Annotated in this window: 17 protein-coding genes; 5 read left to right on the top strand and 12 right to left on the bottom strand. The window is 61.1% G+C overall.

Annotated elements, in window-relative coordinates:
- Nucleotides 1–153: 153 nt before the first annotated feature.
- The 8 genes from rpsA to mtnA all read right to left on the bottom strand — a co-directional run bounded on the left by rpsA (nucleotide 154) and on the right by mtnA (nucleotide 12,678).
- Nucleotides 154–1,845 (bottom strand): 30S ribosomal protein S1, encoded by a 1,692-nt coding sequence (gene rpsA / locus AC09SL_RS00650; protein ID WP_058543229.1) that lies wholly within the window; start codon nucleotides 1,843–1,845, stop codon nucleotides 154–156.
- Between the two features lie 120 nt (nucleotides 1,846–1,965).
- Entirely contained in the window at nucleotides 1,966–2,655 is a 690-nt protein-coding gene (gene cmk, locus AC09SL_RS00645; RefSeq protein ID WP_058543228.1) for a (d)CMP kinase, read from the bottom strand.
- Nucleotides 2,652–4,859, bottom strand: coding sequence for a bifunctional prephenate dehydrogenase/3-phosphoshikimate 1-carboxyvinyltransferase (locus AC09SL_RS00640; RefSeq protein WP_058543227.1), 2,208 nt, complete (start codon nucleotides 4,857–4,859; stop codon nucleotides 2,652–2,654). Before AC09SL_RS00640 ends, cmk begins: the two co-directional genes overlap by 4 nt.
- A 28-nt stretch (nucleotides 4,860–4,887) precedes the next feature.
- On the bottom strand, nucleotides 4,888–6,000 hold the full coding sequence (hisC, locus tag AC09SL_RS00635; RefSeq protein ID WP_058543226.1) for a histidinol-phosphate transaminase: 1,113 nt from the start codon (nucleotides 5,998–6,000) through the stop codon (nucleotides 4,888–4,890).
- Between the two features lie 13 nt (nucleotides 6,001–6,013).
- Nucleotides 6,014–7,108, bottom strand: coding sequence for a prephenate dehydratase (pheA, locus tag AC09SL_RS00630; RefSeq protein WP_003199233.1), 1,095 nt, complete (start codon nucleotides 7,106–7,108; stop codon nucleotides 6,014–6,016).
- Nucleotides 7,108–8,193 carry a 3-phosphoserine/phosphohydroxythreonine transaminase gene (gene serC / locus AC09SL_RS00625; protein WP_058543225.1) on the bottom strand — a complete coding sequence of 362 codons (1,086 nt, stop codon included), beginning with the start codon at nucleotides 8,191–8,193 and terminating at the stop codon, nucleotides 7,108–7,110. The genes pheA and serC overlap by 1 nt, the downstream gene beginning before the upstream one ends.
- Nucleotides 8,194–8,482: 289 nt before the next feature.
- On the bottom strand, nucleotides 8,483–11,155 hold the full coding sequence (gyrA, locus tag AC09SL_RS00620; RefSeq protein WP_058543224.1) for a DNA gyrase subunit A: 2,673 nt from the start codon (nucleotides 11,153–11,155) through the stop codon (nucleotides 8,483–8,485).
- 446 nt (nucleotides 11,156–11,601) lie between these two features.
- Nucleotides 11,602–12,678 carry an S-methyl-5-thioribose-1-phosphate isomerase gene (mtnA, locus tag AC09SL_RS00615; RefSeq protein ID WP_058543223.1) on the bottom strand — a complete coding sequence of 359 codons (1,077 nt, stop codon included), beginning with the start codon at nucleotides 12,676–12,678 and terminating at the stop codon, nucleotides 11,602–11,604.
- 106 nt (nucleotides 12,679–12,784) lie between these two features.
- On the opposite strand from mtnA, the gene AC09SL_RS00610 reads away from it, so the two are divergent.
- From AC09SL_RS00610 to AC09SL_RS00590, 5 genes are all read left to right on the top strand, one after another.
- Nucleotides 12,785–14,116: a TRZ/ATZ family hydrolase gene (locus AC09SL_RS00610; RefSeq protein ID WP_058543222.1), complete on the top strand. Its 1,332-nt coding sequence runs from the start codon at nucleotides 12,785–12,787 to the stop codon at nucleotides 14,114–14,116.
- A 61-nt stretch (nucleotides 14,117–14,177) separates the two neighbouring features.
- On the top strand, nucleotides 14,178–14,876 hold the full coding sequence (gene ubiG, locus AC09SL_RS00605) for a bifunctional 2-polyprenyl-6-hydroxyphenol methylase/3-demethylubiquinol 3-O-methyltransferase UbiG (RefSeq protein WP_003199224.1): 699 nt from the start codon (nucleotides 14,178–14,180) through the stop codon (nucleotides 14,874–14,876).
- 4 nt (nucleotides 14,877–14,880) lie between these two features.
- Nucleotides 14,881–15,552 (top strand): N-acetylmuramic acid 6-phosphate phosphatase MupP, encoded by a 672-nt coding sequence (mupP, locus tag AC09SL_RS00600; RefSeq protein WP_058543221.1) that lies wholly within the window; start codon nucleotides 14,881–14,883, stop codon nucleotides 15,550–15,552.
- A gap of 194 nt (nucleotides 15,553–15,746) precedes the next feature.
- Nucleotides 15,747–16,487, top strand: coding sequence for a YciK family oxidoreductase (locus tag AC09SL_RS00595; protein ID WP_064106896.1), 741 nt, complete (start codon nucleotides 15,747–15,749; stop codon nucleotides 16,485–16,487).
- Between the two features lie 354 nt (nucleotides 16,488–16,841).
- Complete coding sequence (locus AC09SL_RS00590) at nucleotides 16,842–17,768, top strand: GGDEF domain-containing protein (protein WP_058545007.1); 927 nt, start codon at nucleotides 16,842–16,844, stop codon at nucleotides 17,766–17,768.
- Nucleotides 17,769–17,919: 151 nt separating this feature from the next.
- Here AC09SL_RS00590 and AC09SL_RS00585 read toward each other — a convergent pair whose 3' ends face one another.
- The 4 genes from AC09SL_RS00585 to AC09SL_RS00570 form a co-directional block, all read right to left on the bottom strand.
- Entirely contained in the window at nucleotides 17,920–18,690 is a 771-nt protein-coding gene (locus tag AC09SL_RS00585) for an iron-containing redox enzyme family protein (RefSeq protein ID WP_217501146.1), read from the bottom strand.
- A 77-nt stretch (nucleotides 18,691–18,767) separates the two neighbouring features.
- Nucleotides 18,768–21,227, bottom strand: coding sequence for an EAL domain-containing protein (locus tag AC09SL_RS00580; RefSeq protein ID WP_058545009.1), 2,460 nt, complete (start codon nucleotides 21,225–21,227; stop codon nucleotides 18,768–18,770).
- Nucleotides 21,228–21,418: 191 nt separating this feature from the next.
- The gene (locus tag AC09SL_RS00575) at nucleotides 21,419–23,245 is read right to left on the bottom strand and encodes an ABC transporter ATP-binding protein (RefSeq protein ID WP_058545010.1); all 1,827 of its coding nucleotides are present in this window, start codon (nucleotides 23,243–23,245) and stop codon (nucleotides 21,419–21,421) included.
- Entirely contained in the window at nucleotides 23,238–23,873 is a 636-nt protein-coding gene (locus AC09SL_RS00570) for a DsbA family protein (RefSeq protein WP_058545011.1), read from the bottom strand. The genes AC09SL_RS00575 and AC09SL_RS00570 overlap by 8 nt, the downstream gene beginning before the upstream one ends.

The raw sequence follows: 23,873 nt of genomic DNA, 5'->3' as shown, positions 1-23,873 counted from the left end.
GAGCGATGATTTGCTTAACAAAAGAGACAGCCAGGCTTGAAGGTTGGTTTCGTGGCAAAGCCGAAAAGATCGCAGCCTTCGGCAGCACCTACAAGGAATCGCAGCCACAAAAAAGGGCGACCGAAGTCGCCCTTTTTTATGGCCTGACAGAACTCAGTTCTGTTTTTCCATTTGTGCACGCAGCAGGTCGCCCAGAGTGGTAGGACCAGCAGCAATGTCAGCGGCTGGCTTGTCGCGCAGGCTCTGGATTGCTTCTTTCTCTTCAGCATCGTCTTTCGACTTGATGGAGAGCTGGATTACGCGGCTCTTGCGGTCAACGCTGATGATCTTGGCTTCTACTTCTTCGCCTTCTTTCAGAACGTTGCGCGCGTCTTCAACGCGGTCACGGCTGATTTCGGAGGCTTTCAGAGTCGCTTCGATATCGTCGGCCAGGGTGATGATGGCGCCTTTGGCGTCAACTTCTTTCACGATGCCCTTAACGATTGCGCCTTTGTCGTTCTCTTGAACGTACTCGGAGAACGGATCGCTTTCCAGTTGCTTGATGCCCAGGGAGATGCGCTCGCGCTCTGGGTCAACCGACAGGATAACGGTGTCCAGTTCGTCGCCCTTCTTGAAACGGCGTACGGCTTCTTCGCCCACTTCGTTCCAGGAGATGTCGGACAGGTGAACCAGGCCGTCGATGCCGCCGTCCAGACCAATGAAGATACCGAAATCGGTGATCGACTTGATGGTGCCGGAGATTTTATCGCCCTTGTTGAACTGGCCAGAGAAGTCTTCCCATGGGTTGGACTTGCACTGCTTGATGCCGAGGGAGATACGACGACGCTCTTCGTCGATGTCCAGAACCATGACTTCCACTTCGTCGCCGACTTGTACGACTTTCGAAGGGTGGATGTTCTTGTTGGTCCAGTCCATTTCGGAAACGTGTACCAGGCCTTCAACGCCTTCTTCCAGCTCAGCGAAGCAGCCGTAGTCGGTGAGGTTGGTAACACGAGCGGTGACGCGGGTGCTTTCTGGGTAACGGGCTTTGATAGCGACCCATGGATCTTCACCCAGTTGCTTGAGGCCCAGGGAAACACGATTGCGCTCGCGATCGTACTTCAGAACCTTGACATCGATCTCGTCGCCAACGTTGACGATTTCCGAAGGATGCTTGATACGCTTCCAGGCCATGTCGGTGATGTGCAGCAGGCCATCGACGCCACCCAGATCGACGAATGCGCCGTAATCGGTGAGGTTCTTGACGATACCCTTGACCTGCTGGCCTTCCTGCAGCGATTCCAGCAGAGCTTCACGCTCGGCGGAGTTCTCGGCTTCCAGGACACTGCGACGGGAAACGACAACGTTGTTGCGCTTCTGGTCCAGCTTGATGACCTTGAATTCCAGCTCTTTGCCTTCCAGGTGCGTGGTGTCGCGCACTGGACGGACGTCAACCAGGGAACCTGGCAGGAACGCACGGATGCCGTTAACGTCGACAGTGAAGCCGCCTTTAACCTTACCGTTGATAACGCCCTTGACCACTTCCTCAGCTGCGAAAGCCGCTTCCAGAACGATCCAGCATTCAGCGCGCTTGGCTTTTTCACGGGACAGCTTGGTTTCACCAAAGCCATCTTCAACCGAGTCCAGCGCAACGTGAACTTCGTCACCGACGTTGATGTTCAGTTCGCCAGCGTCGTTGTAGAACTGCTCAAGCGGGATGAGTGCTTCAGACTTCAGACCAGCGTGAACGGTTACCCAGCGAGCTTGGTAATCGATATCAACGATAACACCGGTGATGATGGAGCCTGCCTGAAGGTTCAGGGTTTTCAGGCTTTCTTCAAAGAGTTCCGCAAAGCTTTCGCTCATTTTAATTCCTGTTGATTAGGGCGAAGAATACGCCCGCCTCCACATCCCAGACGATGTGGGTTAGTTTCATATAAAAGAAGCATCGCAGGACTATGACTGGTCCCCTGCGAAGCTTCCTGGTCACCCGGCGATATCGCGAATGGCGATCTCGCTCATGATGCGTTGCAGCACCTGATCGATGGACAACTCCGTGGAATCCAGCTGTATCGCGTCGGCCGCCGGCTTGAGCGGGGCTACTGCGCGCTGGGTGTCACGCTCATCGCGTGCACGGATCTCATCTAGCAGACTCGACAGGCTAACATCTTCGCCTTTGCCCTTCAACTGCAAATATCGGCGACGCGCCCTCTCCTCCGCACTGGCGGTGAGGAAGATCTTCAGCGGCGCATCGGGGAAAACCACCGTGCCCATGTCGCGACCGTCCGCCACCAACCCCGGCGGCTCCTGGAATGCGCGCTGGCGTTGCAGCAGGGCTTCGCGCACCGCGGGCAGCGCGGCGACCTGGGAGGCCCCGGCACCCACGCTTTCGGTACGGATGACGTTGCTGACTTCGTCACCTTCCAGAATGATGCGCTGGAGCTGACCGTCGGTCGCCGCAATGAATTGCACGTCCAGATGAGCGGCCAGCGCCTTGAGCAGTTCTTCGTTGGTCAGGTCGACGCCGTGGTTGGCGGCGGCGAAGGCCAGCAAACGGTACAAGGCACCCGAATCGAGCAGGTTCCAGCCCAGCTGCCTGGCCAGGATCCCGGCGACGGTGCCCTTGCCCGAACCGCTTGGGCCATCGATGGTGATGACCGGTGCCTTGATGTTCACGACTGTGCCTCTTGCGCTACTCGGATACCGACCTGTGCGCACAGCGCCAGGAAGTTCGGGAACGACGTCGCGACGTTGGCGCAATCATGGATGCGAATCGGCGCGCTGGCGCACAAAGACGCAACACTGAAAGCCATGGCGATACGGTGGTCACCGTGACCATGAACTTCGCCGCCGCCGATCTGGCCGCCGTCGATGATGATGCCGTCCGGCGTTGGCTGGCACTTGACGCCCAGGGCAAGCAAGCCATCAGCCATCACCTGGATGCGATCCGATTCCTTGACCCGCAGCTCTTCGGCGCCAGTCAATACGGTGCGCCCTTCTGCACAGGCGGCCGCCACGAACAGCACCGGGAACTCGTCGATGGCCAGCGGAACCAGCGCTTCCGGAATCTCGATACCTTTGAGTTTAGCTGCTCGTACGCGCAGGTCCGCCACAGGTTCGCCGCCGACTTCACGCTGGTTTTCCAAGGTGATGTCGGCGCCCATCAGGCGCAGGATGTCGATCACGCCGGTACGGGTCGGGTTGATGCCGACGTGCTCGAGCACCAGGTCGGAGCCCTCGGCGATCGAGGCGGCCACCAGGAAGAATGCCGACGACGAGATGTCGCCCGGCACTTCGATGTGGGTAGCGGTCAGCTTACCGCCAGACTCGACGGACGCCGTGGCGCCATCGACCGTGACCGGGTAGCCGAAGCCGCGCAGCATGCGCTCGGTATGGTCGCGGGTCGGGGCCGGTTCGGTGACGGTGGTCTTGCCCTCGGCGTATAGACCCGCCAGCAGCAGACAGGATTTAACCTGGGCGCTGGCCATTGGCATGGTGTAGGTCAGGCCTTTGAGCTTGTTGCCACCGCGGATGATCATCGGCGGGCGACCGTCGGCGGCCGTCTCGATGACCGCGCCCATTTCCCGCAACGGGTTGGCGACGCGATTCATCGGGCGCTTGGACAACGAAGCGTCACCGGTCAGGGTGCTGTCGAAGTCCTGCGCGGCCAGCAGGCCGGACAACAGGCGCATCGAGGTCCCGGAGTTCCCCAGGTAGATTGGCCCCGGGGCCGGCTTGAGGCCGTGCAGGCCAACACCATGGATGGTCACGCGACCGTGGTGCGGGCCTTCGATGACCACCCCCATGTCGCGAAACGCTTGCAGCGTCGCCAGGGCGTCTTCGCCCTCGAGGAAACCTTCCACCTCGGTCACGCCTTCGGCCAGGGAGCCGAGCATGATCGAACGGTGGGAAATCGATTTATCGCCCGGTACACGAATACGCCCATTCAGGGAGCCACCAGGTTGTGCCAGGAAAATCAGATCGTTGGAGTTCATAGCGTCCACATAGGCCCGACGGGCCAGGATTTTACTGAAATGCTCGCGGGCCACCCTGGCGCGTGTGAAAACGCCCAGCAATTGGTGCCCGTCCCCAGCATCGACCGCGTCGCGCAAGGCGTCGAGGTCGCTGCGAAATGTATCGAGTGTGCGCAAGACAGCTTCGCGGTTGGCGAGGAAGATGTCGTGCCACATGACCGGGTCGCTTCCAGCGATTCTCGTGAAATCGCGGAAACCGCCGGCAGCGTAACGGAAGATCTCAAGATTTTCATTGCGTTTGGCCAACGAATCCACCAGGCCGAACGCCAACAGGTGCGGCAAGTGGCTGGTGGCCGCCAACACTTCATCGTGACGCTCGACCTGCATATGCTCGACATCGGCGCCCAGCTCGCGCCACAAACGGTCCACCACCGCCAGCGCGGCTGGATCCGTCTGGTCCAGCGGCGTGAGGATTACTTTGTGGCGACGAAACAGCTCGGCGTTGGAGGCTTCCACCCCGCTCTGCTCGGAACCGGCAATCGGATGGCCGGGCACGAAGCGCGCCGGCATCCCGCCGAAGGCCTCAGTGGCCGCACGCACGACATTGCCCTTGGCGCTGCCGACGTCGGTCAGGATCGCTTGCCCCAGGTTCATGGTGGCCAGACGCGCCAGCAGTTTTTCCATGGCCAGGATCGGCACCGCCAATTGGATCACGTCCGCGCCCTGGCAAGCGATCGCCAAGTCATCCTCGCAGCGATCGACCACCCCCAACTCCACGGCCAGCTTGCGCGACTGCGGATCCAGGTCGACACCGACCACCTCGCGGCACAGGCCGCTTTCGCGCAAGCCCTTGGCAAACGAACCGCCAATCAACCCCAGGCCGACCACCACCAGGCGACCGATCATAGGGGCAGCACGTTGCAGCGAAGTGACATCAACCACGAGCCAGAACCTTGCTCAACGCCTCAAGGAAACGGCTGTTTTCCGCGGGCAGGCCGATGGTGATGCGCAAGTGATTCGGCATGCCGTAGTTGGCCACCGGACGTACGATTACACCTTCGCGCAACAGCCCCTGGTACACCGGTGCGGCGACACGCCCCAGGTCGACGCAGATGAAGTTGCCTTTGGATGGAATCCAGCTCAAGCCCAGCTCACGGAACCCCGCTTCCAACTGCTGCATGCCGGCCGCGTTCAGGCGGCGGCTTTCGGCCAGGTAAGCCTCATCCTGCAAGGCGGCGCAGGCGGCGGCCAGGGCGAAGCTGTTGACGTTGAACGGCTGGCGCACGCGGTTCAGCACATCGGCCACCACGGCGGTAGACAGGCCGTAGCCGACCCGCAGCGAAGCCAGGCCATAGGCCTTAGAGAACGTGCGCGAAACCAGCAAGTTCGGGTAGGCCGCAAGGAAATCCAGGCCATCGGGCAAATCGCTGCCTTCGGCGTATTCGATGTAGGCCTCGTCCAGCACCACGAGCACGTGCGCGGGCACGTCTTGCAGGAAGTCGTCCAGGGCCTGGGCATCGAACCAGGTGCCGGTCGGGTTGTTCGGGTTGGCAATGAAGACCACCCGCGTGTTGGCGTCGATGGCGGCCAGCATGGCCGGCAGATCGTGCCCCCAGTCCTTGGCCGGAACCACATGGGCATCGGCACCCACGGCCTGGGTCGCGATCGGGTAGACCGCAAACGCGTGCTCGCTGAACACGGCGTTGAGACCTGGTGCCAGGTAGGCGCGCGCCACCAGCTCGAGAATGTCGTTGGAGCCATTGCCCAGCGTGACTTGGTCCAGCTCGACACCACAGCGCTCGGCCAGCAGGCTTTTCAAAGCGAACCCATTGCCATCGGGGTAACGGGTCAGCTCGGCCAGTTCGTCACGGATCGCCGCCAGTGCCTTGGGGCTCGCGCCCAACGGGTTTTCGTTGCTCGCCAACTTGACGATGCTGGCCGGATCCAGGTCCAGCTCGCGGGCCAGTTCGTCCACAGGTTTGCCCGGAACGTAAGGCGAGAGTTGTTGCACGCCTGGCTGAGCCAGAGCGAGGAAGTTGCCACTCATTTGCTATCCGCCCTTAAAGAACTGCCTTGGGGTAGGAACCCAGCACCTTGAGTGCCACTGCTTCCTGACTGATTTTCTCCAGCACACCTTTTACCAGCGGATCGCGGTGGTGGCCGACGAAATCGATGAAGAACACGTAGGTCCATTTACCGCTGCGCGACGGACGGGTCTCGATCCGCGTCAGGTCGATACCGTTGTCGTGGAACGGCACCAGCAGTTCATGGAGCGCGCCGGGCTTGTTGCTCATGGAAACGATGATCGAGGTTTTGTCGTCGCCGGTCGGCGGTACTTCCTGGCTACCGATCATCAGGAACCGCGTGGAGTTGTCCGGGCGATCCTCGATTTTCTCGGCCAGGCGCGTCAGCCCGTACAGGCCGGCTGCCATGTCGCCGGCAATCGCCGCCGAGTTCCATTCACCCTTGACCCGCTTGGCCGCTTCGGCGTTGCTCGATACCGCTACGCGCTCGACGTTCGGGTAATGGGCGTCCAGCCACTTGCGGCACTGGGCCAACGACTGGGCGTGGGAGTAGATCCGGCTGATGCTGTCGGTCTTGGTGTTCTCGCCGACCAGCAGGTGATGGTGGATACGCAGCTCGACTTCGCCGCAGATCACCATGTCATGTTCCAGGAAGCTGTCCAGCGTGTGGTTGACCGCGCCTTCGGTGGAGTTCTCCACCGGCACCACGCCGAAATTCACCGCGCCGGCCGCCACTTCACGGAAGACTTCGTCGATGGCCGCCATCGGCTTGCTGATCACGGCGTGACCGAAGTGCTTCATGGCTGCAGCCTGGGTGAAGGTGCCCTCCGGGCCCAGGTAGGCGACTTTCAGCGGCTGCTCGAGCGCCAGGCACGACGACATGATTTCGCGGAACAACCGCGCCATCTCTTCGTTACCCAGCGGCCCCTTGTTGCGCTCCATGACACGCTTGAGCACCTGAGCTTCACGCTCAGGACGATAGAACACCGGCACTTCGCCTTCGGCCAGGGAGGCCATCTTCACCCGGGCGACTTCCTGGGCGCAGCGCGCGCGCTCGCTGATCAGCTCCAGGACTTTTTCGTCCAGGGCATCGATGCGCAGGCGCAGCGCCTTGAGTTCTTGCTCAGACATCAGCCATGTTCCTTCTCGAACTCTGCCATGTAGGCGATCAACGCATTGACGGCGGTGATGTCGACGGCATTGTAGATGGAGGCGCGCATGCCACCGACCGAACGGTGGCCCTTGAGGTTCAACAGGCCACGCTCGTCGGCACCGGCCAGGAACGGTTTGTCCAGACGGTCGTCGGCCAGGCGGAACGGCACGTTCATCCACGAGCGATCGGTCTTGTTGATCGGGTTGCTATAGAGGCCGCTGGCGTCGATGAAGTCATACAGCGTGCGCTGCTTCACTTCGTTGAGCTTACCGATGGCTTCGACACCGCCCTGCTCCTTCAGCCATTCGAACACCAGGCCGGAGAGGTACCAGGCCAGGGTCGGCGGGGTGTTGTACATCGAGCCGTTGTCGGCCGCGACCTTGTAGTTGAGCATGGTCGGGCACAGGGAACGGGCACGCCCCAGCAGGTCTTCACGAATGATGCTGACCAGGATGCCGCTAGGGCCGATGTTTTTCTGGGCACCGGCGTAGATCATGCCGAAACGGGAGATATCCACAGGGCGCGAGAGAATGTCCGAGGACATGTCGGCCACCAATGGAACGTCACCGGTTTCCGGGATCCAGTTGAATTCCAGGCCACCGATGGTTTCGTTCGGCGCGTAGTGAACGTAGGCCGCGTCCTTGGACAGCTTCCATTCGTTCTGGCCAGGGATCGCGAAATAGTCGTAGGGCTTGGCGGTGGCAGCCACGTTGACGTGACCGTAGCGCGAAGCTTCTTCAATGGCCTTCTGCGACCATATACCGGTGTCGATGTAGTCGGCCTTGCCACTTTCGGGCAGCAGGTTCAGCGGAACCTGGGCGAACTGCTGGCTGGCGCCGCCCTGCAGGAACAGCACCTTGTAGTTGGACGGGATGTTCAGCAGATCACGCAGGTCCTGCTCGGCCTTGGTGGCAATGGACACGAACTCATCGCTGCGATGGCTCATTTCCATGACCGACAGGCCCTTGCCGTGCCAGTCGAGAAGTTCACCCTGGGCACGCTTCAGGACCGCCTCAGGAAGCGCCGCCGGGCCGGCACAGAAGTTATAGGCTCTCTTGCTCACATCCAATCTCGCTCTGATCTGGTGGTTCACGCAATTAATACGGTATCAGGTGGTGCGCATTGTGGACCTAGGGCGAGAGAGCAAAGGTGTGGGAGCAAGGCTTGCCCGCGATAGCAGACTGTCATCCAACATTGATGTTGACTGGTCTACCGCCATCGCGGGCAAGCCTTGCTCCCACAAGCCTTGCTCCCACACAAGCCTTGTTCTCACAAAGCTGCAATTTGATACGAAATTTCAACCGGAACAAACAACAAGGGGGCGAATCTTCATCCGCCCCCTGCGTGTCCGCTTAGTCCTGCGGTTCTTCTTCGTCTGCGGCGGCGTCGAGCGATTGGTCGCCGGTCACGTCGTCGACATCGGCACCCAGGGTGCCGTCGAACGCCACGCCGTTCTCACCTTCCTCGCCTTCCAGTTCCTCGCCTTCGACTTCCGATGGCTCCTGGACTCGCTCAAGCCCTACCAGCGTTTCATCACTGGCCAGCTTGATCAGCGTCACGCCCTGGGTGTTACGGCCCAGGCTCGACACTTCGGCGACTCGCGTACGCACCAGGGTACCCTGGTCGGAAATCAACATGATCTCCTCGCCATCGAGCACCTGGACAGCGCCAACCAGACGACCGTTACGGTCGTTGCTGACCATGGCGATCACGCCCTGGCCGCCACGCTTGTACTCAGGGAACTCGCTGATGGCCGTGCGCTTGCCATAACCACGGGCCGAAGCGGTGAGGATCTGGCTGCCTTCTTCGGGGATCAGCATGGAAATCAGCTTCTGGCCTTCGGGCAGGCGCATGCCGCGCACACCGCGGGCGGTACGGCCCATGGCACGCACGTCGGATTCCTTGAAGCGAGTGACCTTGCCACCGTCGGAGAACAGCATGACCTCACGCTCGCCGTCGGTGATGGCGGCGGAAATCAGCACGTCGCCTTCGTCCAGCTCCAGGGCGATCAGGCCGACGCTGCGCTGGCGGCTGAAGGATTCCAGCGGAGTCTTCTTCACGGTGCCTTTGGCGGTGGCCATGAAGATGTAGTGACCTTCCGTGTATTGCTCCACCGGCAGCATGGTAGTGATGTATTCATCGCTATCGAGCGGCAACAGGTTGACCAGCGGACGACCACGGGCAGCACGGGATGCTTCCGGGATTTCGTAGGTCTTGAGCCAGTACACCTTGCCTTTGCTGGAGAACAGCAGCAGCGTGGTGTGGCTGTTGGCGACCAGCAGGTGAGCGATGTAGTCCTCGTCCTTGACGCCGGTCGCCGACTTGCCTTTGCCGCCGCGACGCTGGGCCTGGTAGGCGGCCAGCGGCTGGGTCTTGGCGTAGCCGCCGTGGGAAATGGTCACCACGCGCTCTTCTTCCGGGATCATGTCACCCAGGGTCAGGTCCAGGCGCGCATCGAGGATCTCGGTGCGGCGCACATCGCCATATTCGGCGCGGATCACTTCCAGTTCTTCGCGGATCACTTCCATCAGGCGCGTGGCGCTGTTGAGGATGCGAATCAGCTCGCCGATCTGGTTGAGGATTTCCTGGTACTCGGCCAGCAGCTTCTCGTGCTCCAGGCCGGTCAGGCGGTGCAGGCGCAGTTCCAGGATGGCTTGCGCCTGTTCCGGGGACAGGAAGTACTTGCCTTCGCGCAGGCCGTATTGCGGATCGAGGTTCTCCGGGCGGCACGAATCGGCGCCAGCGCGCTCGACCATGGCCACCACCGCAGAGGACTCCCAAGGGGTGCTGACCAGCGCTTCCTTGGCTTCCGACGGCGTTGGCGAGGCCTTGATCAAGGCAATCACCGGGTCGATGTTCGACAGGGCAACAGCCTGGCCTTCGAGAATGTGACCACGTTCGCGAGCCTTGCGCAGCTCGAACACGGTACGGCGGGTAACCACTTCGCGACGGTGACGCACGAAGGCTTCCAGCAGGTCCTTGAGGTTCAGGATCCGCGGACGGCCGTCGATCAGCGCAACGATGTTGATGCCGAACACGCTTTGCAGTTGGGTCTGGGCGTAGAGGTTGTTGAGGATCACCTCAGGCACTTCGCCACGACGCAGCTCGATCACGACGCGCATGCCGTCCTTGTCGGACTCGTCACGCAGCTCGGTGATGCCTTCGAGCTTCTTCTCTTTCACCAGCTCGGCGATCTTCTCGATCAGGCGAGCCTTGTTCAGCTGGTACGGCAGTTCGGTGATGACGATCTGCTGGCGGCCACCGACCTTGTCGATGTCTTCGACGGTGGAGCGGGCGCGCATGTAAATGCGGCCACGACCGGTGCGGTAGGCCTCGATGATGCCGGCGCGACCGTTGATGATCGCGGCGGTCGGGAAGTCAGGGCCCGGGATGTACTGCATCAGCTCATCGACGGTCAGCTCGGGATTGTCGATGAGGGCCAGGCAACCGTCGATGACTTCACCGAGGTTGTGCGGCGGGATGTTGGTCGCCATGCCTACGGCAATACCGCTGGAGCCGTTGACGAGCAGGTTCGGGATACGGGTCGGCATGACCGCCGGGATCATTTCGGTGCCGTCGTAGTTCGGCACCCAGTCCACGGTTTCCTTGTGCAGGTCGGCCAGCAGTTCGTGGGCCAGCTTGGTCATGCGCACTTCGGTGTATCGCATGGCCGCGGCGTTGTCGCCGTCCACGGAACCGAAGTTGCCCTGGCCGTCTACCAGCAGGTAGCGCAAGGAGAATGGCTGGGCCATACGAACGATGGTGTCGTACACGGCAGTGTCGCCGTGGGGGTGATACTTACCGATCACGTCGCCGACGACACGGGCAGATTTCTTGTACGGCTTGTTGAAGTCGTTGCCCAGCTCGCTCATCGCGAACAGTACGCGCCGGTGCACGGGCTTCAAGCCATCGCGCGCATCCGGCAGCGCCCGCCCGACGATCACGCTCATTGCGTAGTCGAGGTAGGACTGTTTCAGCTCGTCTTCGATATTGACCGGGAGGATTTCTTTGGCCAGTTCGCCCATGAGAAGCCTGATTCCTTTTTCTGGTGAAACCTCGTCACATCCAGATGGGACGAACGAAGCTCGCCGCTGCAGAACAAATGCCGTGCAGCGACTTACGACAAATCAACGAGTTATGCCATGGATCTGCGCAGTAAAGGCCACCTCGCGAGGCAGCCTTGGAAACCGCCGGATGTTATCACAAGAGCCGCCACGCACCTATCCCCCAGATGCGCATGGTGCGTAGTTAGTTGACCGGTGACAGGCTGATATGGGATCAGAGGGGCTTAGAAGCGCTTTGGATGGAGAATCAGGGTGCAAATGCAAGGGTTTTTTTGCCCCTAAGGGCCTTTACGCGAGCAAGCCCGCTCCCACAGGGGATTTTTTGTGTGCCAGAGATATCGGCCACAACACATTCCACTGTGGGATCGGGCTTGCTCGCGAAGGCGATGGATCAGACATTCCAAACTTCAGTGCAACCGCTTGCGACACATCAACTGCGCCAGCTTGGCGGTGTCCGGGCGTTCGATGATGCCCTTCTCCGTAACGATGACGTCGATCAAATCCGCCGGGGTGACATCGAACCTCGGGTTGAAGGCGTCCACCTGCGCGCCAAGCCTCTTGCCACCGATTTCCAGCAGTTCACGCCCGTCGCCCTCCTCGACCGGAATGTCATCACCACAGGCCAAGCTCATGTCGATGATCGAACTCGGCGCCACTACCATGAAACGCACGCCATGGTGCATGGCACAGACCGCCAGTTGATAGGTGCCGATCTTGTTCGCCACGTCGCCATTAGCGGTGATGCAGTCGGCACCAACGATCACCCAAGTCACACCCTTGGTTTTCATGATGTGGGCAGCGGCGGAATCGGCGTTGAGGGTCACCGGGATACCCTCGCGGGCCAACTCCCACGCCGTCAGGCGTGAGCCTTGCAGCCATGGACGGGTTTCGTCGGCATAGACGCGCTCCACCATGCCTTCGATATACGCGCCACGGATCACCCCCAAGGCCGTGCCGAAGCCGCCGGTCGCCAAGGCGCCGGTGTTGCCGTGGGTGAGGATGGCCTGGGCATTGCCCTGGTGCTTGCGGATCAGGTCGACACCGAGCTGGGCCATGGTCAGGTTGGCTTCGCGGTCACTCTCGTGGATCGCGATGGCTTCGGCCTCAAGCACCGCCAGCGGCTCGGCGTGCCCTTTCAAGCGCCCTAGCCGGTCGCGCATCCGATCCAGCGCCCAGAAGAGGTTCGCCGCCGTTGGCCGGGCCTGGGTCAGCAAGGCAAAATCGGCCTCCAGCGCCACTTGCCAGTCACCGCCCTCGGCCATCCTGGCCCGCGCTGCCAGCACCACGCCATACGCCGCACTGATGCCGATGACCGGCGCGCCGCGCACCGCCCTCGAGCCAATGGCCTCGGCCACATCGGCGGCACGGGTGCAAGCGATCCAGCTTTCCTCGAACGGCAAGCTACGCTGGTCCAACAGGTACAGGACGCCATCACGCCAATCGATGGCCTTCACCTTCTCCGCAGCCAATAGTCGATCGCGCATCCTTCACCCCGCACTCATGAACAAAAGCCGCCGATTATAGCGATCCCTCCGCGAAGACGCTCGGGTATACTTCGCCATCCTTTATACCCCATGGAACCGCTCCACGATGCCCAAGCCTGCCGTTGCGCTCGACTTATTATTGCTGCCGACCTGGTTGGTGCCTGTCGAACCCGCCGGTGTAGTGCTCAAGGATCACGGCCTGGGCATTCGCGACGGCTGCATCGTGTTCATCGGCCCACGGGCAGAAGCCCTCAAGTGTGACGCCGCCCAGGTCCGAGAGCTGCCCGGCATGTTGCTCAGCCCCGGCCTGATCAATGCCCATGGCCACGCAGCCATGACCCTGCTCCGCGGCTTGGCCGACGACTTGTCCTTGATGACCTGGCTCCAACAGCATATCTGGCCGGCGGAAGCCAAATGGGTCGATGAAGATTTCGTTCGCGATGGCACCGACCTGGCAATCGCCGAGCAGATCAAGGGCGGCATCACCTGCTTCTGCGACATGTATTTCTATCCCAAGATCGCCAGCGAGTGTGTCCACGACAGCGGTATTCGTGCGCAAATCGCGATTCCGATCCTCGACTTCCCGGTCCCCGGTGCCGCCAGCGCCGACGAAGCCATTCGTCAGGGCATCGAGTTGTTTGGCGACCTCAAGCACCACCCCCGGCTCAAAGTTGCATTCGGCCCGCATGCGCCCTACACGCTGAGCGATGAGAACCTGGAGAAAATCCGCGTGATCGCCGAGGAACTGGACGCGGCCATTCATATGCATGTTCACGAAACCGCCTTCGAAGTGCAGCAGGCTGTGGATAACACCGCGGAGCGACCGCTGGCGCGCCTGGGACGACTTGGCCTGCTGGGGCCACGCTTTCAGGCCGTGCACATGACTCAAATCAGCGACGAAGACCAGGCCTTGCTGGTAGAAAGCAATTGCAGCGTGATCCACTGCCCCGAATCGAACCTGAAGCTGGCCAGCGGTTTCTGCCCGGTGGAACGCCTGTGGCAGGCCGGCGTCAATGTTGCCCTCGGCACCGACGGTGCGGCGAGCAACAATGACCTGGATTTGCTCGGCGAAACCCGCACCGCTGCCCTGTTGGCCAAGGCCGTCGCCGGCTCGGCCACGGCCCTGGATGCCCATCGGGCTCTACGCATGGCCACGCTCAATGGCGCCCGGGCGCTGGGCATCGAAGCCACTGTCGGCTCGCTGGAAGTGGGCAAGGCCGCCGACCTGGTGGCCTTCGATCTGTCGGGCCTGGCCCAGCAGCCGATCTATGACCCGGTGTCGCAGTTGATTTATGCCACCGGCCGCGATTGCGTAAAACACCTGTGGGTGGGCGGCAAGCCGCTATTGGAAGATGGCCGACTGACCCGCATGGACGAATCCAGACTGATCGCCACGGCCCAGGCCTGGGGTCGCCGCATCAGCGGCCACGACGAATAACCACGCCCCTTGAGCCACGGCTCGGGGCACCTGATTTTTCAAGCTTTTCGAGGATCTGCACATGAGCAACGTCGACCACGCCGAAATCGCCAAATTCGAAGCCCTGGCCCATCGCTGGTGGGACCGTGAAAGCGAATTCAAACCGCTGCACGACATCAACCCGCTGCGGGTCAACTGGATTGACGAACGGGTCAACCTCGCAGGCAAGAAGGTGCTCGACGTCGGTTGTGGCGGCGGCATCCTCAGCGAAGCCATGGCCCAGCGCGGCGCGACGGTGATGGGCATCGACATGGGCGAAGCGCCGCTGGCGGTTGCACAACTGCATCAACTGGAGTCGGGTGTCAGCGTCGAATACCGGCAGATCACCGCCGAAGCCCTGGCCGAAGAAATGCCCGGCCAATTCGACGTGGTCACCTGCCTGGAAATGCTCGAGCACGTGCCAGACCCCTCATCGGTCATCCGCGCGTGCTTTCGCATGGTCAAGCCGGGCGGCCAGGTGTTTTTCTCCACCATCAACCGCAACCCCAAGGCCTACCTGTTCGCCATTGTCGGCGCCGAATACATCATGAAGCTGCTGCCTCGCGGCACTCACGACTTCAAGAAATTCATCCGCCCCTCCGAACTGGGCGCCTGGAGCCGTGCGGCCGGGCTGACCGTCAAGGACATCATTGGCCTGACCTACAACCCGCTGACCAAGCACTACAAGCTGGCCGCCGACGTTGACGTCAACTACATGATCCAGACCCTGCGCGAGGAGTAAGTCGATGCGTCTCAAAGCGGTTCTCTTCGACATGGACGGCACGCTGCTCGACACCGCGCCAGATTTCATCGCCATCTGCCAGGCCATGCGCGCCGACCGTGGCTTGCCACCGATGAACACGCAACACATTCGCGACGAGATTTCCGGCGGCGCCCGGGCGATGGTCGCGGTGACCTTTTCCATGGACCCGGAATCACCGGGGTTCGAGGAACTGCGCCAGGAGTTCCTCGACCGCTACCTCAAGGGGTGCGCGGTCCACAGCCACTTGTTCGACGGTATGGCCCAGGTGCTGGCCGATATCGAAGCGGCCAACCTGATCTGGGGCGTGGTCACCAACAAGCCGGTGCGCTTCGCCGAACCGATCATGCAGCAACTGGGCCTGGCCGAACGCTCGAAAGTGCTGATCTGCCCTGACCACGTGACAAACAGCAAGCCAGACCCGGAACCGCTGACCCTGGCGTGCAAGCTGCTCGACCTGGACCCGGCCAGCGTGCTGTTCGTGGGTGATGACCTGCGGGACATCGAGTCCGGTCGCAGCGCCGGCACCAAGACCTGCGCAGTGACCTACGGCTACATCCACCCGGACGACAACCCCAGGCACTGGGGCGCGGATGTGGTGATCGATCACCCATCGGCGCTGCGCGAGGTGCTGGATAACGCGTTGTGCAGTTGCTGATGTGACTGTGGTTGTAGTGAAGGAATTCATGTGGGAGCAAGGCTTGCCCGCGATGAAGGCAATACGGTCTTTCAGGAATCGAGGCGCCTGTTTCGCGAGCAAGCTTTGCTCCCACAGCCTGCCCCCACATAGCAGGGATCAATCCCCTCGCCACAACAGCTTCTGCCAACAGATTGATTTTCTGAGGTTCTTTTATGTTTGATTATTCCGCCCGCCCCGACCTGCTCAATGGCCGGGTGATTCTGGTCACCGGCGCCGGTCGCGGGATCGGTGCCGCTGCCGCGAAAGCCTACGCTGCCCACGGTGCCACCGTGCTGCTGCTGGGCAAGACCGAAGCCAACCTGACCCAGGTCTATGATGAAATCGAAGCGGCCGGTCATCCGCAGCCAGCGGTGATCCCGTTCAACCTCGAAACCGCGCTGCCTCATCAGTACGATGAACTGGCGGCCATGATCGAAACCGAGTTCGGTCATCTGGACGGCCTGCTGCACAACGCCTCGATCATCGGCCCGCGTACCCCCCTGGAACAGTTGTCCGGTGAGAATTTCATGCGGGTGATGCACGTCAACGTCAATGCGATGTTCATGCTCACCAGCACCTTGCTGCCCTTGCTCAAGTTGTCCAAGGATGCGTCCGTGGTGTTCACCTCCAGCAGCGTCGGGCGCAAGGGCCGGGCGTATTGGGGCGCCTACGGCGTGTCCAAATTCGCCACCGAAGGGCTGATGCAGACCTTGGCCGACGAAGTCGACACCGTCGCCGCCGTGCGCGCCAACAGCATCAACCCCGGCGCCACCCGCACCAGCATGCGCGCCCAGGCCTACCCGGGGGAAAATCCGCTCAACAATCCGACACCCGAGCAGATCATGCCGGTCTACCTGTACCTCATGGGCCCGGACAGTTCCGGCGTCAATGGCCAGGCGTTCAACGCGCAATAAGGGCCCCGGCCTGCGTCGCGGCGACTTACCGTCGCGACGCCGGCCTTATTCGATGCCCAACCAGGCGAACCGCCAAACCCACGGCGCTGGAAATGTCGCGACCGGCCATTAATACATTGATTGCTAATCAGTTTTTATTGAAGTGAACCGAATGGCACGACTTTCGCTCTAAATATCCTCAAACACGCCATGTTCGGCGGGTAACGGACATTGAGACGGGGTTTATGCCTGACAGGGAAAGCGGACTAAACTTAGCTCAATTGCCCTACGGGACTGAAGGACCAGTAAGACGCGCAGCCCAAAGCCGCCACACCCAACCTGCCAGGACAGATTTAGCTTAGGGGCTAACGCCATATGAAAACGCCCACCCAGATCAACGCGATTGACTTCGACAGCGCCAAATTGAAGCGTCTGGGTCTTGGCCAGCCATCGCCGCTCGCGGCACGCTCCGTCAGTCTTTCGCAATTGCGTCAGCAACTGAGCCTGCAACTGCAGACCAGTCTGGAGCCACAGCGAATCCTCGGTCTGTTTTTCCGCGAAATCCAGCGACTGGTGCCCCTGGATGCGTTGGCCTACCAGCACAAATCCAGTGATCTGCGCCTGGAGTTCGGGCAACGCGGGCATCACACCCTCACCTATAACCTCAGCCATGAAGGCGAGCACCTGGGTGAACTGGTATTTCGTCGCAACCAGCGCTTCACCGAAGCGGAACAGAGCGACCTTGAATCCATCATGTCGACGCTGCTGTATCCAATGCGCAACGCGCTGCTCTACCGCGCCGCCACGCAAAGCGCCCTGCGCGATCCGCTGACCGGTACCGGCAACCGCATCGCCATGGACCAGACACTGATGCGTGAAATCGACATGGCCAAGCGTCATTCGCAACCCTTGTCGGTGCTGATGCTCGATATCGATCATTTCAAGCGCATCAACGACAGCCATGGTCACGGCGTTGGCGACGAAGTGCTCAAGGCCGTGGCCGAGTCGATCAAGAGCCAGCTGCGCAACGTGGACATGGTGTTCAGGTTCGGCGGTGAAGAGTTTCTGATCCTGCTGGCCAATACCAGCCGGGATGCTGCAGCCATGGTCGGTGAACGGCTACGTAACGCCGCCCAGACCCAGGACTATTTCGCCGCTGGCACAAGGATCGAGCTGACGGTCAGCCTGGGTTGCGCCACCCTGCTACCGGGGGAATCATCGGAAAGCCTGCTGAGAAGGGCCGACAGCGCACTGTACGTGGCCAAGCGCGAAGGACGTAATCGACTGGCAATGGCAGGCTGAAAACAGCCACAGACGCCAAGAACACAGAAATCCCTGTGGGAGCGGGCTTGCTCGCGATAGCGGTCTGGCAGTCAACCTCCCCGTCGACTGTCAGACCTCTTCGCAAGCAGGCTCGCTCCCACACTGGGTTACCTATCCGCAGCGATGCAAATCAGCTTTCCGCCAATGCCAGGCGCTCGCGGGTGGATGAGGACTTGCTCACCGTCTCCGACTGCTCCAGTTGCATGCAACGTTCCAGGAACAGGTACATGTAGTCATAGCTCTTGCACACGGCCTGGCGCAGCTCCGTTTGCAGGGCCTTGCTCGGGTTCATTCCCGCCAGCGTACAGATGATTTCCAGGGCTTCCCAAGGATGGGCATCGTCATACTGGGCGTGCATCTTCAGCCATTTCATGGCTCGCTTGCGGTCTTCCTCGGCGAAAGCGGCCGCATACACACCGCTGGAACACACCAGCGCCGACCACTCGCCCGTGGCCCCCTCAATGGCATAGTTGGTCGCGGCAATGGCCACGATCAGCGAGTCCGAGGAACTGGTGTGCCAACACCAGTGGCTCAAGGCATGCAGCTCAGGCGGCACATGCTGGGCTTGCAGGTCTTCGAGGGTCACGCCATGGGCGGCGCTCCAGTTGACCCAGTAGTCGGCATGGTTGAGTTCGACACGAATGTTACGCATCAGCCAACGACGCGCCATGTCCTCGCCGGGGTGGCGGGCAAAACGAGTCTTGGTGAGGTTCTGTGCCATGTATAAAGCGAACTGTTCGACGACCGGCCAACCACCAATGAGGTAGTGGCGCATGGTCTTGGCGCTGAGCTTGTTGTCGCGCATGCGCTGGTACAGTTCGTGTTCGACAACCCGGCGCTTGCTCTCGCTGCAATCGGTAATGAGCTGCTGTGCCCATTTCGGATAGCTCGTGGCGTCCATGAGCGGGCCTGTTCGGTTGAATGTGTCGATCACTGTCGGGCTCCTTTTGATTGTGATTTTCCGGATCAACAAGAGGTTCAGCGGAACGTGCCGGGGGCCTTGAATAACAACGGCTGGGGCCGGGCCGGCCGACATTGCAACGTGTCGCAGGTAAACAATTGCGGGCGTTCGATCACATACCCCTGAGCGTAGTCCACCCCTATCTCAAGCAATGCCTGCTCGATCTGGGCGGTTTCAACAAACTCGGCAATCGTGCGCTTACCCATGACATGGCCGATGTGATTGATCACTTCGACCATTGCACGGTTAATCGGGTCGTCCAGCATATCCTTTACGAAACTCCCGTCGATCTTCAGGAAGTCTACAGGTAAATGTTTCAGGTAAGCGAATGAAGACATTCCGGCGCAAAAGTCATCCAGCGAGAAATAGCACCCCAAGCCCTTGAGTTCATTGATAAAGCGGATCGCACTGCCCAAATTCGAAATAGCGCTGGTTTCTGTAATTTCAAAACAAATCATTTCTGGCGGAATCGAATAAGCCGCGAACTGTTTACGCAGGAAGTCGAGGAACGCCTGATCTCCGATAGTCGTGCCTGACAGATTGATCGCACACATGGCCATGGGCCCCTGTCGGGAATCATTCAGGCACTGGCGGATGATCTTGAAGACATTCTCCACCACCCAGCGGTCCAGGGAGGTCATCAGGCCATAGCGTTCCGCGGCGGGAATGAAACTGTCCGGCAGGATCATCCGTCCGGCTTCGTCATGCAGGCGCAGCAGGATTTCAATGTGCCCGCCGCCGTGGTCGCCCGGGCCCAGCGCGGCGATTTCCTGGGCATAGAGGCAGAAGCGGTTTTCCTCCAGGGCCATGTGCAGGCGCTGGACCCAGGCCATCTCGCCAAAGCGCAGGGACAGCTCCGAGTCGTCGGCATGATAGACCTGGACCCGGTTGCGCCCCTTTTCCTTGGCCATGTAGCAGGCCATGTCGGCAGCCCGCAAGGACGCCTCCAGGGTCGTCGGCGTCTGGGCGATATGCACCAGGCCGATGCTCACGGTGGTGACGAACGGCCGGCCCTTCCAGACAAAGTGCAGGTTCTGCACGGTCTGGCGCAGCCCTTCGGCGATCTTTTCCGCCGCTTCCGGTGAACAGTTCTCCAGCAAGATCCCGAATTCATCCCCGCCCAGCCGGGCCAGGGTGTCGTTTTCCCGCAGCCCTGATTGCAGCAAGGCGCAGATGTGACGCAACAATTCGTCACCGGCTGCATGACCGCAGGTGTCGTTGACCAGCTTGAACTGGTCCAGGTCGAGAAACATCAAGGCATGGCGCCCGACCTGGCGAGTGAGGTTGTGCAAGGCCTGCTCGAGGCGATACTCGAATTCCCGGCGGTTCGCCAGGCCAGTCAGGGCGTCATGGGTGGCCTGCCACGACAGGTTGGCGATGTATTGGCGTTCCTGGGTCATGTCATGCAACACCAGCACGGCGCCGCTGACCTTGCCTGCATGACGGATCGGCGCGCCCACCAGGGTGACCGACACGGTGCTGCCATCCAGGCGCTGGATCAACTTCGAATGTTCACTGGCACCGCTGAGCCGACCACTGAGAATGTGCTCGATCAGGGTCAACCCCTCGCTCTGGGCATTGTCATCGAGCAAATTGAACAGCGCGGCCAGGGGCAAGCCGGTGGCGTGTTCAGCCTTCCAGTGGGTCATCGCTTCGGCAGCGGGGTTCATGTAGGCGATGGCACCCTCGACGTCGGTGGTGATGACCCCATCGCCAATGGATTGCAGGGTGATCTGCGCCCGCTCTTTCTCCATCTGCAGCGCATTGGCGAACACCTGCCGCTGGGCCAGCAATTTATGGGTCCGCAACAACGCCAGGACGATCAACCCCAGGGCCGTGGCGAAATTGGTCACCAGCAAGAGCCGCAAGATGAAACGCGAGCCCTCGCCCAGTGCATCGCTGAATGCCTTGGCAGCCGGAGTGACGGAGTCGTTGATCGCAAAAATCTGCGCCTTCCAACCGCGGATATCCACCTCCGACGCCTGGCCTGCGGAAATGCTGCTGTGCATCTGCTGGGCGACGTTATCCAGCTCGATCAGGTAGCCGTCGCCCACCGTCCAGAGATCAATGGCCTCTTCCAGGTAACTGAAGTGGCGAAAATTGAGGTACAACCAGATCACGCTGGACACGTCATCAGGATGGTTGCCACCTTGGAGAATCCCGGCCCGTGCTGCTTCGAGATCCGGCGGTTCGCGGTCCAGCGCCACCCGCAATTCATGGCCGCCCTCAGGGACGGCGATGGCTTGCTGGTATTTGCGGAAAATCGCCTCGTCGCGGCTGTCGGCGTAGAGGTTGAGGTAATAGATGGCGTCTTTCTGGCCCTTGGACCAGAGACTCTCCCCCGCCACATAGCCGCGAACGGCGGACAACACATAAAGGCTGACGCCGCCAAGCAATGCCTGAAATAGCACGACGGCGATAAAGGGCCAGACGATGCCCAGCAGCCGTGGTGTTCCGAGAGTCTGCTTTTGCTTCATGAGGTCCCTTGCACACAGGTATTGCCGGACGAACACCCGCCAGAATTCCGCTCCTGACTCAATAGCCTAGGCTAGTTTTCAACCCTTCGAATGAATGGATGAACAGATCGATAGACTTTGCGTGGAATTCGGAAAAATCGGCGTGCTTGCCTGCTTTTTTCCGATACTAAGCGCAGAAAAGCGCAGGAAACTCAAGGCTGCTGAATCTGTTGCAAATGACCGTAGAGTCGAGCGTAAAGGCCACCTTCGGCAATCAGTTGCAAATGGTCGCCGTCTTCGGCGATCTGCCCACCGTCGAACACCAACACCCGATCGGCCTGTTTTACCGCCGAGAGCCGGTGGGCGATGATCAGCGTGGTGCGGGCGCTCAAAAAACGCGCCAGTGCCTGGTGAAGGTTGTACTCGGTGGCGGCGTCCAGGGCCGAGGTGGCTTCGTCGAGAATCACCACCCGTGGGTCGGCCAGTACCATGCGGGCGATGGCCAGCCGTTGACGCTGCCCACCCGACAGCCGCACCCCGGAACGCCCCACGACGCTTTCCAGGCCTTGGGGCAGCGCCCGCACGGTAACATCGAGCTGGGCGATTTCCAGTGCCCGCCAGCAGTCGTCGTCACTGCATTCACGGCCCATGGCGAGGTTGGCCCGTACCGTGTCGTTGAACAGCGCTGGATGTTGCAACACCACTGCAACATTCTCCCGGATGGTCTCCAGGCCGATCTCCTGTTGCGTGGCACCACCGAAGCGAATGCTGCCCGACTGTGGCGTGTACAGCCCCAATAACAACTGCACCAGGGTGCTCTTGCCACCGCCGCTGGCGCCGACGATGGCGACTTTCTCGCCCGGCGAGATGGACAGGTTCAACTGGTTGAGCACCAGTTCCTCGCCGTACCCGAAACTCAACCCCTGAATCTCGATGCCCACGGTGTCACGGCCCTTGAACGGATCGATGCCGCCCGCGTACTGCGGCTCGTCGGCCCGGGCCAGCAGTTCATTGATCCGGTTCAAGGCACCGCCGGCGGCGTAATAGGCGTACTGCAAGTTCAACAGTTGCTCGACCGGCCCGATCATGAACCAGAGGTAGCTGAACACCGCCAGCATCTGGCCGATGGACAGGTCGGAAAAGACCACGGTGAGCATGGCCGCCGCGCGAAAAATATCGATGCCGAACTGGAACAGCAAACCACTGGCGCGGTTCGAGGCGTCGGTTTTCCACTGCGAACTCACGGCGTAATCGCGGACCTCCTTGGCGCGCATCCCCAAGCGGCCAAGGAAATACCCCTGGCGGTTACCGGCGCGCACTTGCTGGATGGCATCCAGGGTTTCGGTCAAGGCCTGGGTGAAACGCGAGGTGCTGTCGTTCTCCAGTTTCTTGAGGTGCTTGACCCGCTTGCCCAACTGCACCGTAGCGTAGATCACCAGCGGGTTGAACAGCAGGATCAGCAGCGCCAGCTCCCAGTGCATCCACACCAGGATCCCGGCAGTGCCCACCAGGGTCAGCATCGCCACCAGGAAACGACTGAGGGTTTCGCCGATGAATTTGTCGAGGGTGTCCAGGTCGGTGACCAGGTGGGCCGCCACGGTGCCACTGCCCAGGCTTTCATACTCGCCCAGGGAAATGCGCTTGAGACGTTCGATCAAGCGGATGCGAATGCGATAGACGATGTCCTTGGCCAAGCGGGCGAACAAACGCGCCTGCACCACGTTGAACAGCAAGGCGCCACAGCGCAGGGTCAGGGTCACCAGCAACATCAGCCCGATATAGCCGGCAGCGCGCTGCCAGCCCATGGGCAACGCCTGGTTCATGACTTTCAGGGCCGCATCGCCATGCCCCAGCAAGACTTCATCCACCAGCAAGGGCAACAGCAACGGGATCGGTACGCTGCACAGCGTCGCCAGCACGGCCACGCCGTTGGCGATCCACAAGGCTTTTCTATGCTTGAGGGCCAGGCGACGGATTTCTGCCCAGCTCAACCGGTCGATGCGCTGCGAGGCCGATGGATCTGGCGGCCGGTCAGGCACAGGCCGCGCGCTCCAGCCAGCGGCCAAGCAAAGGCGACAGTTGGCTCAAGGGCTGGTAACCGTTGGTCAGCAAGGCCAACTGGCCATCACGCTCGGCCAACAGTGTGGGGAACCCGGCAATGCCCAAGTCCTGCACCCAGGTGAAGTCCGCAGCGGTAGCCGCATGTTGATCGGCGCGGTCGAAGGTCGCGGCGAATTCGATGCGTGGCAGCCCGGCCTGTTCGGCCAACTCAACAAGGACGCTGGCGTGGGTCACGTCGCGGCCTTGCACATAGAAAGCCTGCTGGATCAGCTTCACCAACTTCCAGGCCAAGTCAGGGGCCTGGCTGCGGGCCGTCACCAGTGCCCGGCAGGCAGGCTCGGTGTCGTAGACAAAACCGTCCGGCAACGCGCCTTCAAGCGTGAAGGGCTGGCCGGTGGCCTGGGTGACGGCCTGCCAGTGCTCAAGAATGTAGCGCCGGGTGGTCGGCTCCAGCGCCGAACCGCTGCCGGTGCGCAAACCGCCCACCACCAGGTGCAACTCCACCCCCGCGGCCTGCGCCTGCTCTACCAACGCCTCGGCCACTGGCGCAAAGCCCCAGCACCAAGAACACATCGGGTCCATCACATAGAGCAGGCGTGACGCCAT

Source organism: Pseudomonas sp. PF05, assembly GCF_056521845.1.
Note: the sequence above shows the minus strand (reverse complement) of the source record. Positions and strands in the feature narration are given on the sequence as shown.